At 45.6% G+C, this 12686-nt stretch carries 13 protein-coding genes and 3 pseudogenes; 5 read left to right on the forward strand and 11 right to left on the reverse strand.

Annotated features, from left to right (window positions below):
• Positions 1-169 precede the first annotated feature (169 nt).
• Complete coding sequence (locus JCM16159_RS09790) at positions 170-1108, forward strand: hypothetical protein (RefSeq protein ID WP_054857713.1); 939 nt, start codon at positions 170-172, stop codon at positions 1106-1108.
• 36 nt (positions 1109-1144) lie between these two features.
• Here JCM16159_RS09790 and JCM16159_RS09795 read toward each other — a convergent pair whose 3' ends face one another.
• The 5 genes from JCM16159_RS09795 to JCM16159_RS09815 all read right to left on the reverse strand — a co-directional run bounded on the left by JCM16159_RS09795 (position 1145) and on the right by JCM16159_RS09815 (position 4616).
• Entirely contained in the window at positions 1145-1708 is a 564-nt protein-coding gene (locus tag JCM16159_RS09795) for a hypothetical protein (protein WP_054857701.1), read from the reverse strand.
• Positions 1705-2487 carry a hypothetical protein gene (locus JCM16159_RS09800; RefSeq protein ID WP_054857702.1) on the reverse strand — a complete coding sequence of 261 codons (783 nt, stop codon included), beginning with the start codon at positions 2485-2487 and terminating at the stop codon, positions 1705-1707. The genes JCM16159_RS09795 and JCM16159_RS09800 overlap by 4 nt, the downstream gene beginning before the upstream one ends.
• A 50-nt stretch (positions 2488-2537) precedes the next feature.
• A complete protein-coding gene (locus JCM16159_RS09805) occupies positions 2538-3233 on the reverse strand; it encodes a nucleotidyltransferase family protein (protein ID WP_054857703.1) in 696 nt (231 codons plus the stop codon).
• A 6-nt stretch (positions 3234-3239) separates the two neighbouring features.
• Complete coding sequence (locus JCM16159_RS19280) at positions 3240-3368, reverse strand: hypothetical protein (protein WP_367834439.1); 129 nt, start codon at positions 3366-3368, stop codon at positions 3240-3242.
• A gap of 282 nt (positions 3369-3650) precedes the next feature.
• Positions 3651-4616 carry a carbohydrate kinase family protein gene (locus JCM16159_RS09815; protein ID WP_054857704.1) on the reverse strand — a complete coding sequence of 322 codons (966 nt, stop codon included), beginning with the start codon at positions 4614-4616 and terminating at the stop codon, positions 3651-3653.
• A 37-nt stretch (positions 4617-4653) separates the two neighbouring features.
• Here JCM16159_RS09815 and JCM16159_RS09820 point away from each other — a divergent pair, with 37 nt between their 5' ends.
• Positions 4654-5199 (forward strand): hypothetical protein, encoded by a 546-nt coding sequence (locus tag JCM16159_RS09820; protein ID WP_054857705.1) that lies wholly within the window; start codon positions 4654-4656, stop codon positions 5197-5199.
• Between the two features lie 3 nt (positions 5200-5202).
• Here JCM16159_RS09820 and JCM16159_RS09825 read toward each other — a convergent pair whose 3' ends face one another.
• Positions 5203-7005 (reverse strand): ATP-dependent DNA ligase, encoded by a 1803-nt coding sequence (locus tag JCM16159_RS09825; RefSeq protein WP_054857714.1) that lies wholly within the window; start codon positions 7003-7005, stop codon positions 5203-5205.
• A 134-nt stretch (positions 7006-7139) separates the two neighbouring features.
• Here JCM16159_RS09825 and glyA point away from each other — a divergent pair.
• Together glyA and JCM16159_RS09835 are read left to right on the forward strand one after the other, a co-directional pair.
• Positions 7140-8431 (forward strand): annotated as a pseudogene (gene glyA, locus JCM16159_RS09830) (serine hydroxymethyltransferase).
• A gap of 19 nt (positions 8432-8450) precedes the next feature.
• A complete protein-coding gene (locus JCM16159_RS09835; RefSeq protein ID WP_054857706.1) occupies positions 8451-9101 on the forward strand; it encodes a hypothetical protein in 651 nt (216 codons plus the stop codon).
• On the opposite strand, the pseudogene JCM16159_RS09840 reads toward JCM16159_RS09835, so the two are convergent.
• From JCM16159_RS09840 to JCM16159_RS16755, 4 genes and pseudogenes are all read right to left on the reverse strand, one after another.
• A pseudogene (locus JCM16159_RS09840) lies at positions 9095-9836 on the reverse strand (30S ribosomal protein S4e). The gene JCM16159_RS09835 and the pseudogene JCM16159_RS09840 overlap by 7 nt on opposite strands.
• 147 nt (positions 9837-9983) lie before the next feature.
• Positions 9984-10352, reverse strand: a pseudogene (gene rplX, locus JCM16159_RS09845) (50S ribosomal protein L24); the annotation flags it as partial.
• A gap of 57 nt (positions 10353-10409) precedes the next feature.
• Complete coding sequence (locus tag JCM16159_RS09850) at positions 10410-11057, reverse strand: DMT family transporter (protein WP_367834443.1); 648 nt, start codon at positions 11055-11057, stop codon at positions 10410-10412.
• Between the two features lie 43 nt (positions 11058-11100).
• The gene (locus tag JCM16159_RS16755; RefSeq protein ID WP_243666540.1) at positions 11101-11262 is read right to left on the reverse strand and encodes a hypothetical protein; all 162 of its coding nucleotides are present in this window, start codon (positions 11260-11262) and stop codon (positions 11101-11103) included.
• A 49-nt stretch (positions 11263-11311) separates the two neighbouring features.
• Here JCM16159_RS16755 and JCM16159_RS09855 point away from each other — a divergent pair, with 49 nt between their 5' ends.
• Positions 11312-11953: a class I SAM-dependent methyltransferase gene (locus JCM16159_RS09855; RefSeq protein ID WP_243666541.1), complete on the forward strand. Its 642-nt coding sequence runs from the start codon at positions 11312-11314 to the stop codon at positions 11951-11953.
• Between the two features lie 145 nt (positions 11954-12098).
• Here JCM16159_RS09855 and JCM16159_RS09860 read toward each other — a convergent pair.
• On the reverse strand, positions 12099-12686 hold a 588-nt coding region (locus JCM16159_RS09860; RefSeq protein ID WP_243666542.1), incomplete at its 5' end, for a HEAT repeat domain-containing protein.

Raw genomic sequence — 12686 nt, forward strand, 5'->3', positions numbered from 1 at the left:
GATAACTGATCCGATATCAATTTATAAAACTAACTGCCGGAGTGCTGGAGAAGGGTTTATTAATCCCAACTTTAGGGTAACCCTAATGATACCAAAAACAGGAATTGGGCTAATACAGTCGGCAAATCTAATATTGCTTGCACTGGCCATGGTGGTGCTTGGGCTTGGAATATTCAACATAAACTACCTACTAAACCCGCCAAGCCAGTTACCCGTCATTGAAATACTGATAGTGTCCCTGTTTCTAGGGATGCTTCATGGGATAACACCTGATGAACACACATGGCCAATAACCTTCAGCTACGCAGTTGGTGAATACAGTACGAGGGGAGGCATGAAGGCAGGCTTCCTATTCTCACTAGGCTTCACGATACAGAGGGCCCTCTTAACAACGCTAGGTTATGTAGGGCTCGCCTACTTCTACATGAAGTATAACCTAGATGGCCCGGTTTACTTCGTAGTTGGTTTGGTAATGGCAATAGCGGGCTCATACATATTGAAGGGCAGGTACTTCCATCTACCAATTGACGTATTGCTTGGTGGGCGCCAGCATCACACTAATGAGGCCAGGAGAATACCGCTTCATGAGGCTCACCCAAGGGAGGTACCGATAAAGATGACCATTATACATGGATTAATAGCGGGCTTCGGTTTTGGCGCCTACGCATCTATAATAACGTTTGTGCTTGCTCCACAGATGCCAAGCATTTGGTATGCGCCATTGCCTGGCTTAATGTTTGGTATAGGCACAATGATTATGCAGATAATACTTGGTGCAATATTTGGTGGTTTGCTAAGGGCTAAGAAGTTCACGGAGGAGGAGGTTAAGTACGTTGGTAGGAAGACAGCAGGAATAACGCTTTATTACGGAGGAATCGTGTTTGCCCTAGTTGGCTTATTAATAATCTTCCTGCCACAAATCGATGCCTGGGCAATAAGCACCGGGATACCAATACCAAACCTAGACGCAATAGACATAGGCTTCCTACTGGTGATCTCGGTGGTTGGTATAATTGGTCTATACGGTATAATAAGGTCGTATAAGGAGGCCGTTAAATTACATAGGCTAAACTCCTCAGCATTAAATAAAAATATGAAATCTCAATAAATTTAGTATTTAATCTAATGAGCATTATTTAGTAATTTAGGATTTTGTTTCTGTCTTTATTAGTGCTAGGGCTTGAACAACTCTTCTTACAAGTTCTAGGTCCGCCTTAACCCTGGTATATACATCTTCAGGTACTTCACCCTTAGCCTTACTATCCTCAAGTTCCTTAATCATGTTATCGACTTGGTCGGTGGTTAGCGATGTTACATCCATTGACCTGAACCAGTGTTCCTTAATGCCCTTATCAATTTCATCAATTTTAGACTTAGCTTCATCATACATATTAGTTAGCTTTGTTAATGTATCTGTTAATTCAGTCGATAACTTTGAGTACTCCTCTTCATCAACAAGTCCAAGTTCCTTCTTAACCTTAAGCATGTCAAGTTCTTCGCGTATTGAATCAATACTAGCCTTGAGTTCATTTACCCTAAGTGCTAATAATATGTTATCGGCGTCCCAATTTCTCTTAACATTACTAACCGCAGTCTTGTAATCAGACCACATACTATTCAAACGCTTTACCTGTTCTGTATAACTGTCATACGTCTTATTAATCTGCCTTAACAGCTCCTCATAGATCCTCAGCATCTCCTCGCTCATGATATCACCCCCTCAATCTCGGCCTTCAGCTTCTCATAAACCTCCTTACTGATCTTACCATCCCTATACATCTCCTCAAGCTTAGCCAGCGAGAGCTTGAGCTTACTGACCTCGGGCGTTACCGTAGTCATCAAAAGTCTCTTGTAGTGCTGTGTTATTGTTGTCTCAACATCTTGATACCTAGAGTTTAGCTCCTTAAGCTTATCACTAATCTTATCAAGCTTCTTCTGAATACTGTCCCTAAGCTTATTATAGGCATCATTGTTAATAAGGCCCATGTTCTTCCTGAGTTCAATTTCCTTAAGATCCTCACTATACTTATTACGAATTCTCTCAAGAATAATAATGTATCTCTTTAGCCTAGCCTTCTCCAACTCCCAGCTCTGTCTGGTTGCTTGCACGGAGTTTTCATAATCCTTCCACTTATCATTAAGTGCCTTAGCATTGCCCTCGAACTTTGATATTATTGTCTCGCTATTCCTAATTAACTCGTCCTCAGCGTCACCCGTGGTCTCAACACGTGTAGTGGTCACTGTAACTGGAGCTGTAACTACCTGTTGCGTTTGTTGTTGGGCTTGCTGTAATGGTTGAACGGTTTGTGATGGTTTGACCTCAGCCTTTGCTTGCGCACCTTTTGTCTTCATGTACTGTACGTATATTGGGCACTCAAAATAATCGCCAAAGCAATACCACTGGAATGGATTAATTGGGCGTTGTGCATAAGTACACACATAACCACTTGCGGTCCTTTCAAGCCCTGGACAAACAGCCCTGGACATTATTGGTAATTCATATACTTTATTGTTTTATATATGTTGCGTTCATTGATTTATTGATTAATGATCACGATACTAACGAATTCAAGTAGTCCTGAGGTACCCCAAGGTCTACATAATCGCCATCTGATAGGAATACCATGACTCTTAGGCCCATTTTTTTGCAAATTCTCAATGTACTTATTCATATCGAGTCTTTCTTTGTTCAATCTCTTAATTAATGAACCCTTCATAACATACATACCAACAACTATTGGTAAGGTAATTGTGGGTTTCTCAAGCCAACCCCTGAACTCACCACCGGGACCCACATCAAGTACCCCATACCTAGCGGTTATCTTGTACCTAATCGAGATTATTGTGACATCCGCGTTACTCGACCTGTGATACTCAAAGGCCTTTGCCAGGGATATACTGGTTATTACATCACCATTTATTACAATAACATCATCATTATCATCAACCAAATCCTGCACATACCATAACTGCCCAGCAGTACCCAGTAATTGATCGGCAACGACAAACTTGACACCAATCAACGTATCCTTCAATAATGAAAGTACTCTATCGGCCATGTATGCAGTTACTATGATTATATCATCATAATCCAAACCCTGTGATCTGACCCAATTTATTATGCGTTCTATTATTAAACCACTACGGAGCGGTAAATATGGCTTAGGAACAAAGTAAGTAAGGGGCCTAAGTCTCTCGCCTAATCCGGCCGTCAATATTACTATTCTAATCATTGGGATCTACATGTAGTCCTTAAGCCCAAGCTTCTTTAAATGCCTATTGATCACCGAGGCCTGCTGATCGAGCTTCTTAGCCTCCTCAACAATATCCCTCTCCTTAGCCTCCATATTCCTAAGATCAAGTAGCACCTACCGTCAGGAGCCATTACGTGTGCCTCACAGACGGCGTACTGGCATTTATAGCCAATGCAGGACCCACCGAATAACGTGCATTGGGTGGTGACCTTATTACCCTGCCTAACGACCTTCAATGCCTTCTTGGCGCACCTGAAGTACTGGAAATTGCACCAAGTACCGTCACAATACTTAACCTTAACCTGGACATTAACCTTAGACACGGTAATCCCCTAACCCTAATACTCAGTAGTTTCCTTACATATATAAGTTTTTTTCCATTACTAAACTAGCTGATTAGGTAGATCCAAGTCTATTCATTACCTCATTAGCTAGTTTGGCGTAACCGAGGGATTCCAGGAATTCAACGACCTCATTTAACCTAGGCGATGATCTAGCGCCTCTCCTTGTGACCTTAAGCGATGCCGCTGCGTTAGCGAAGACAAGCTTATCTATTGGGTCTAGGTCGAGTATCGAGGCAACGACGTAGGCGGCTGCGAACGTATCGCCAGCGCCTGTGGTATCCACAGGGGGAACTTTGAATGCGTCCGAGTACTTAACCTCATTATCCCTAAGAAGTAATGCGCCACGAGGACCAAGAGTAACTATTAACTCCCTAACCCTAACCTTACTTGCTATGTTCTCCGCGGCCCTGACAACGTTTTCTGAATGACCCAGTTCCTTTGCTTCAAAGCTATTCATGAACCAAATATCAACATCATTCATCACATCCCTAATCACATCAAGCCCTTTCTTAGCCAACGACGTACCCCCATCAACGGATATTGTTAATCCCATGGACCTAGCAATACGCTTTGAGGCTTCGATTATCTCGGTCCTACCAAGGGCAACATGTATGTGCGAGACACCATTCATAGCGCCAGTGTCCACATCACTGGGTGTCAATCCCAGGTTAGCTCCTGAGTACCTAATCATTCGTTTAGAGCCGTCAAGGCCGACAATGACTATTACGGTGCCCGTCCTCTCATGACTAATACGCTTAATGAACCTTGTGTCCACACCCTCGGTCTCCAGTTCCTTAATCAACATATCGCCAAATTGGTCATTACCCACGGACCCAAGAAATCTAGAACCAAGTCTAAGCCTAGCCACGGCAACTGAGAAATTAGCTGCGGAACCCCCACCACCCATGTATGTCTCATATGCGTCAACAGACTCATCGGGCCTTGGTATCGCATCAGTCTTCACATAAATATCCAGGTTTAAATGACCTATTGAGAGTACTATTGGTTTATTATTCACGAGTAGCTTTATTAACTGGACTTATTAATTCTTAACCGTGGATAATGCAGTGGATGTAAAGAGGTTACTTGAGCTTAGGGATAAACTGGACAGTAGGATTAAGGAGCTTCAGGAAGAGCTTAACCTATTGAATGAGATCAAGAGCGTAATTGACGGTATAATTAAGTCGCAGTCAATAGTCCCTGCCACGGAACTGGTCAGTAGGCCGCAGGACCTTGGTAAGTTGGTGGAGACCAGGGAGATTAGGTCTAGGGTTGGTAATGAGTTATTGGGTACTGTCGAGGTCTATGAGAACGGGGTGAGCATTAAGCCAATAAAGCCCTTCAATAAGGATAACACGGCCTTCAGGAGGTTCTTCAGGGATAAGATACTTGAGGGCTTCAAGCAGGAGGATGATAAGTTAGTTAAGGATGGGCAATTAAGGCGTGAGGAGGCTTTTAATTATGAGATTAAACTTGATGGTGATAACGTGGTCAGTATGGTCATTAAGAATTACAGAAGTGATGAGAGACTCAGGGAGATAATCAGGGCGGCGAGGTGGATGCTAGAAAGGGTATTGAAGGAGGAAGGCAGTGAGCAATGAATTTTATGGATTGGCACCCTCATCAACCTTTACCTTCTTCTGCTCCTTATACATCTCGAGTATTTCATCGACGGTCGTTGCCTGCTCTGGTGACTTATCCGTCCTATAACGACCCGTAAACCTCGGGAACCTAATGGCCAAACCAACATCAGGCCTAACGGCGCCCATGCAGCAGGTGTGGAGTGGGCTTAGGGTTATTTCTGCGCCAATTATTTCAAGGACCACGGCAGGCACGAACCACACGTCAGGCTCCATCTTGGAGACAACCCTCGGGTGCCTATGCGGTATCCTATACGGGTCGAGCATCTGCTTAAGCTTTACTAAGTCCTCATCCGTGAATCCACTACCCACCTTACTCACTGTGTAGAACTGATCGGTCTTCGGATCGTAGGCCGCGATAAGCAGTGCTCCGTATGTGCCGGCCCTCTTACCGCGGCCCCAGAAGGCGCCCACGACTACTAGGTCAAGCGTGTCTGTCAACTCACTCCTGTAGTCACGCTTATACTTAATCCAGAGCCAACCCCTGGCGCCCATTTCATAAATGGAGTCAGCCTTAATGGACTTACACATCACGCCTTCACAGCCATCACTTATTGCCTCGTGGAAGAACTTATCAAGTTCCTCGGCATCATTAATTACCCTCCACGTTGCCAAGTGAACATACTCACTGGGCTTAAGTATCTCAAGCAACTTCCTCTTCCTATCAATGAGTGGTAGGTTCGTTAGGTCCTGACCATCGACATACATTACATCAAACAGGAATATATTAACCGGGTACTCCTTCATAGCCTCCTTAATATCATGCTTTCTCTTCCTATGCATCAATTCCTGGAAGGGCCTAAACTCACCCGTGTCTGGGTCAATAGCTATTATCTCACCCTCAACAATGAACTCCCTGGCATCGATAGCCTCCTTAACGTATTCAGCAACGTCCGGGTACGCATGAGTTATATTCTCAAGTCTCCTACTGAATATTCTAACCTCACCATCACTAGTCTTATGCACCTGGGCCCTCTCACCATCGTACTTATACTCAACCATTGCGGTACCACCAAGCTTAGCCAATATTTCAGTGGCCGTACTCAATCTCTCCGCAAGCATTGGCTGTATTGGCACGCCAGGTGTCACGTGTATCTTGCCCAGGGCATCCTGACCCTCCTGAGCAACCATCTTCGCAATATAACCAAGGTCTGGATAAATATGGTAAGCCCTCTCCAGGGCATCCCTTGACACCTTATAGGCATCTGATAATGCATCTAGTATTGTCATGTCAGCAACACCAAGCCTCAGCCTACCAATTACGAACCTGGCAATGTACTTAGCCTCCTCAGGCTTAGCCCTCGAAAATAAATACGTGAGGAGCTTAACTTTCGTATCCTGAGCACCCTCACCACTCGCCCTGGCTATCGACATTAAAGTATCGTAGACCTTACCCATTGTTAATTCCTCACCACCCCCACCACCGAAGAACTCAAGTATTGACTTACCGCCACCCTGCTGAGGCTTACTACTCATTATTCTCCTAGCCGTCTCGCCAACATCACCAAGCCTCTTGTAAAGATCCTCAACCTGCTTAACGGATACCCCTGTGGCATTAGAAATGGCCTTAAAGGTGAGCTTCTCGGCGACGCCGAGCTCCACGCCTTCCCAGTCAGGTCTTAACTGGCCGAGTATGAAGTAGATGACCTTATCAATAACGTTAGGTGGGGTCTTCTTGAGGAGTGTTGAAAGTAGCTTCGCCATCACGGTTCTCTGCGTGGTTGCCTCAATACTTTCAAGAGCCTTTACAACATCCAGAAACTTAATGTCATTATTAACAGTAGACATCATGTTTATACATACTATAGAGATTAATTAATCCACCGCTCCGTAATACCCTAAGAATAGGCCGAGTGGGCAGGGCACTAAAGCTTTAATAGATTATCGTTAAACCTTAGTAAATGCCATTAGACCCGGACTCAGCCCTGAATGACGTATTAAGTATAGTGAAGATGCATAACAAGTGGCGTAGGCTAGAGACGATAAATCTCATACCCAGCGAGAACGTAATGTCACCACTGGCCGAGTACATTTACTTAAATGATATGGAGGGCAGGTATGCCGAGGGTACGTTAGGTAGTAGGTATTATCAAGGCACTAAGTATATTGACAAACTTGAAGGCCTCCTCGCAAATCTAATGGGTGAGCTATTCCATGCCAAGTTCGTTGATGTTAGACCTATATCTGGAACTATAGCTAATGCATCCGTATATGCAGCCTTGGCGCAACCCGGTGATACTATAGTGTCGGTACCACTTAACTCAGGTGGTCATATAAGCCATAAAACAACCGGCGCGCTGGAACTTTCAGGTTAAAGGTTGTGGATTTGCCATGGGATAATGATGAGTTCAACGTTGATGTTGATGAGAGCATTAAGTTGATTAGGGAAGTTAAGCCAAAGATTGTGATACTTGGTGGTTCTGTATACCTATTTCCACATCCAGTGAGGGAGCTTCTCGATATCTCTCATGAGGTTAATGCGGTATTACTTCATGACTCAGCCCATGTGCTTGGCTTAATAGCTGGCGGCGCGTTTCCAAATCCACTTGACTTGGGCGCTGATGTCATGACATCGTCGACCCACAAAACATTCCCTGGACCCCAAGGCGGCGTAATCTTTACCAACAGGGAGGACTTATTTAAGGCGATTCAGAAGGCCGTATTCCCTGGACTAACCTCTAATTATCACCATCATAGGTATGCCGCTACTGCCGTAACTGCCATTGAAATGATGAAGTTCGGTAAGGCATACGCAGAGCAGGTTGTTAATAATGCAAGGGCATTGGCAGAGGAATTACATGCGGTGGGTTTCAGGGTTGTTGCTGAGAACAGGGGTTTCACAAGAACGCACCAGGTACTTATTGATGTTTCGGGGATTGGTGGCGGTACGAAAACAGCGGCTTTACTTGAGGAGGCTAATATTATTGTAAATAGGAACGCGCTTCCCTGGGACAAGGGCTTCAGAGACCCAAGTGGACTTAGGCTTGGTGTTCAGGAGATGACGAGGTTTGGCATGGGTAAGGATGAGATGAGGGTTATTGCCGAATTCATGGCGCGGGTCCTCATAAGGAGGGAGGACCCAAGTAGTGTTAGGAAGGAGGTTATTGAGTTTAGGAGGGAGTTTACCCAGGTTAAGTATGGCTTAACACCTAAGGACGTTGGTATTGACGTTGGCATAAACATGCTAATGTAATGCAGACACCGAGGTTAAAATGCGTGGCGGCATTGTTCTTGACCCAATGGAGTGGTTGTTAATTAGGAATTACTACATGGCAATGCTTCCACAATTAAACTTTAAGGATGATTACCTGGCGGCTGAGCTGGCGCCCAGCTTTTGCAACTATGATGGTGATCTAAGGGAATTCCAGTGGGATGTGGTTAATATAGTGATGCCGCCAGCCGAGGTAAGGCCTGGTGATGATGGTTTGTTGATCGTGGTTGAGGGTTACTCGGTTAGGCTTCTTCGTGATTGGGGACTAAGCCCTGACATTGCTATTACGGACTTTGACTTCGTGCCTGAGGAACTGATTGATTGTGATTGCTTAGTGCTTGGTCATGCGCACGGAGATAACATTACATACTACCCTAAGTACGCGTCCAGAGTTAGGAAGTTACTACCTACGGTTCAGGTATGGCCTAGGGGTTGTTCATTACTGATCCCTGGGTTTACCGATGGCGACAGGGCTGTTTATCTTGCTTATTACATGGGTGCCAGGGAAATTAGGATTTATGGCTTTAATCCAGGCAGGGTCGTGAAGAGAGACGATAATGTAAAGAGAATAAAGCTTGATATTGCTAAAACATTAATTAATAGGGTCATTAGAAAATCCGCAAGTATGAATATCGTGGTCAAATTTTATTGAGATTGCGTTAATTGTTGCGGCATTATTGTTATTGAGGGCTTTTCCCTACCCAGTGCAAATAGGTAATTCACTATTGTCCTGACCTCCTTACCATCACCTGTCACAATCTTCACAGTGGACCCCCTCTTCCTATAGGTTTGTATTATCTCGGTTATCTTGCCGTAGTGACCCACGTTCTTACCATCAACAATGAGCCCCAGCGAGCCTAGCTCAAGCTTTATGTAATCAACGATCTTATCCTCATTAATGTCAATGAGTACTGAGTCTAGCGTATTGTACTTACTGCCCTCCTCATAGGGTAGTTGTAGGTTCCTGCCATCATGCAGGTTAAGCTGTATTTGCCCACCCTTAACCATTGTCTTATTCTCAATCCTACAAAGCTTATACCTAGCCTCCTCCTGGCCTATTGGTATTGGCCATAGGAACTTGGTAGGGTGTGGAACCATTCGGTAAACCTCATTGGTTGGTACTATCTCAACAATGTCCATTAAACCAACGGGGTACTTGTAATCCCTCCTTACCCTACCATCAACTTTAATCAATCCCTTACCAATTACGTACCTAGCCTCCCTGAGAGTCTTCGTGTACCTAAGGACATCCCTAACGAGTAATGCCAGCGGCAATGACTTGGCCAATGGATGCGGTCCAGGCTCGGCCTAACAACCCACACGGCTCCTTAGTCGATATTGGCCACCACTCAGGTGCTTGATAACGCCTTAAGTGCCTACTGGGCATTAGGCATCACCGTGGGGAACCCCATTTAAAGGCTTACTGTTGCTTCTGCTCACTGCCACCGCCCTGGCCAACAACAATGACCTCAGGCTTCCTCAACGCCCTGGCCTCCTTAGCCTCCTCAAGCCTCTTCAGGTACTCCTCACGCTGCTTCCTAGCCCTCTCAATGGCCTCAAGCCTACTCTTATCACTTGTGTCAAGCTCAACGATCATGGCCTTTGACGGGTGTATTGGGTAATAAACGGTCTCGCCACTCGGTTTCTTCAGGGTCGCGTTCTCCACGTAAATCCTCATCTTCCTCAAATCAACATCGACAACCTTACCCCTAACGCCCTTAAAGTCCCCCCTGAGTATAAGCACGGTATCACCCTTCCTAACAGGCAGTCTCTTAACGCCGTACTGCCTCTGTAGGTCCTCACTAAGCCTTGCTGTCATTAACCTATGCCTAATATGAAGTGGCGCGTTGAATAATGCCTTCCTCTGCTTCCTCGGTTGCTTAGACCTTGTTAATGTGGCCATGCAAGAACCCGCTTAAGCTAATTACTTAAAAATTTTTAGTACGCCAATGGGTCACGATTAGGTCGAGGCGAGGTAAATACCGACGAACATCACCGCCGAACCAATAATCTCCGGCATGGTTGGTTGAATACCCATTATTAAGTAGTTAAGCACGAGTGTTAGTGCAGGGACTGTGAATATATACGGCGTTGAGTTAGCAACCCCAATAGAATTAACAAGTAGGTACCAAACGAGAAACAGAACTGCACCACCAACCACGGATGTGCCCAGTAAATTACCGATGAATCCAGGCACCCACTCAATGTTCGTGAATGCCCTGGGACCATCAAGTAATAATCCCATTATGGCAAGTAGTACTGAACCAACTATGAACATGTTGGACACGACAATCAACCCATCATTATTACCCAACCTCCTAAAGTATATGCTGTACAAGGCCCAAAATACGGCATTCACCACCGTAAGCAACGCACCAATTAATGAGACACCCCTCATTATCGAGGACGCACCATAAATAATAACGCCAATAAACCCAACAACCGCCCCAATAACGTTAAGCGTCCTTGGTCTCTCGTGGATTAGTATGATCGATAGCGGTATTGCGAATAGGGGCATTGTGTAGCCGAATATGGCTGATGATCCTGGGTCTATGTAAACCAGGCCATAGGCCCAAAGCGCTGTGCTTAATGAGGAGAATAGGCTCAGGAGGCTAGGTCCCTGTTCAGTATTACGTAGTACCTCCCATTAATTAATGCAGCTGCCATGGCCAACAGGCCCCGGCTATTGCGTACCTAATCGCCATGTAGCCCAATGGCGTTGCATATCTTAATCCGAATTTCACGAAGAAGTAATTAAATGATGCCGAGAATACGTAAATCAGTAGGTAGCCAATGAATAGTGATTTCCTCATCAACAATGACGGGTTATGGCGTGCTTAAAAACCGTTCCTCCTGAAACCAATGAAAGGGATAAAAGACTTGTCCCTAAGGGTCTTTAGAGTATTGATGCATTATTACGATAGGGAACCAGTCTTTAAGGAGATGAGGGTTAGGAGTATCCATACCGTGATTAGGGGGTTTCCATTGACCTTCGTGCTAGCTCCCGGGGTCTTCTCGAGTGAGGATGTGGATGCGGGGACTAGGTTGTTGGCTGAGAACATGGTTATAATGAATGATTGGGACATACTCGACATGGGATGTGGTTATGGGGTCCTCGGTATTGTGGCTGCGAAGCTAGCGCCGAGGGGTAGGGTGGTCATGGTTGACATAAACAAGCTCGCGGTTAAACTAGCGGCTATTAACATTAAGATTAATAGGGTGGACAATGCGGAAGTTCGACTAAGTGACCTATACAGCGCAGTCCAGGGTGAGAGGTTTAATACAGTCATTTCAAACCCACCAATAACGGCAGGTCTCGACTTAAATAGGAGATTGATAATTGAGGCTAAGGATCACCTCAAACCCGGCGGCCTACTGCAGATTGTTGTGCCGAAGAAGTTGAGGTCGAGATTTGAGGAGATCCTATATGGTAATTATGACATTGTGGAGAGATTGGCCAAGTCAGGTAATTACATAGCCTATGTGGCTAAAGTCATGGGTTAGCCCTTCGCCTCCACTCTGTCTAACCTATCCATGATCCTCCTCTGCTCCTCCCTAATCCTCTCAATCTCCTCCCTCAACCTCGCATACTCAACACCCCTCTGCATTTGCTCCCTAATCTTCCTGACAACGTCCCTCGCATAACGCCTTATACGGCATCCAAGTCCCTACTGGCTAATTCATCGAGTATATCCAGGAACCTCGGGTCCAGGGAGCTCTCCACGGCCGCCACGGCGGCATACCTAACCCTGTAATACGGGTCCTTAAGCAGCTCCCTAATCCTATCATAAACCCTCCTAATGCCCACGAACTTTCCCAGGGATTGGGTCGCGACCATCCTAACGAGGGTTGGCTTACCGAGTTCCGTATATTTAATTAACGTGTCAACCGCCTCATCGATGCCCAGCTCGGAAAGCCCCTGTAACGCGCCCTGGGTTATTACGTAGTTATGGCTTGGGTAATCAAGGGCCTTAGTGAGTTCTCCTGCGTAATCAAGAATTCCCAACTTACCGAGTGATTGGGCAGCCCTTGACCTGACGTAGTAGCTCTCGGATGTATTCTCAAGGATTGACGTAAGTACCCTAGCCACGTCCCCATTTCCTTTGAAGTTGCCCAGGGCCTCCGCAATGGCTTGCCTAACCCTTGGGTGCCTCTCATTATTTAATGCGTTGAGCAGCGCCTTGAGTGCGTCCTCCGTACCTACTACCGACTGCCTGGCGGCCTCAGCCTGACACCC

Origin of the sequence: Vulcanisaeta sp. JCM 16159 (assembly GCF_001316265.1) — an archaeon.
Taxonomy (GTDB): Archaea; Thermoproteota; Thermoprotei; order Thermoproteales; family Thermocladiaceae; genus Vulcanisaeta.

Coding starts and splice junctions, on each gene's coding strand:
- JCM16159_RS09800 (WP_054857702.1), bottom strand. CDS start 2,487: ATGTCCAGGGCTGTTTGTCCAGGGCTTGAAAGGACCGCAAGTGGTTAT.
- JCM16159_RS09795 (WP_054857701.1), bottom strand. CDS start 1,708: ATGAGCGAGGAGATGCTGAGGATCTATGAGGAGCTGTTAAGGCAGATT.
- JCM16159_RS09805 (WP_054857703.1), bottom strand. CDS start 3,233: ATGATTAGAATAGTAATATTGACGGCCGGATTAGGCGAGAGACTTAGG.
- JCM16159_RS09855 (WP_243666541.1), top strand. CDS start 11,312: ATGAAAGGGATAAAAGACTTGTCCCTAAGGGTCTTTAGAGTATTGATG.
- JCM16159_RS16755 (WP_243666540.1), bottom strand. CDS start 11,262: ATGAGGAAATCACTATTCATTGGCTACCTACTGATTTACGTATTCTCG.
- JCM16159_RS09835 (WP_054857706.1), top strand. CDS start 8,451: ATGCGTGGCGGCATTGTTCTTGACCCAATGGAGTGGTTGTTAATTAGG.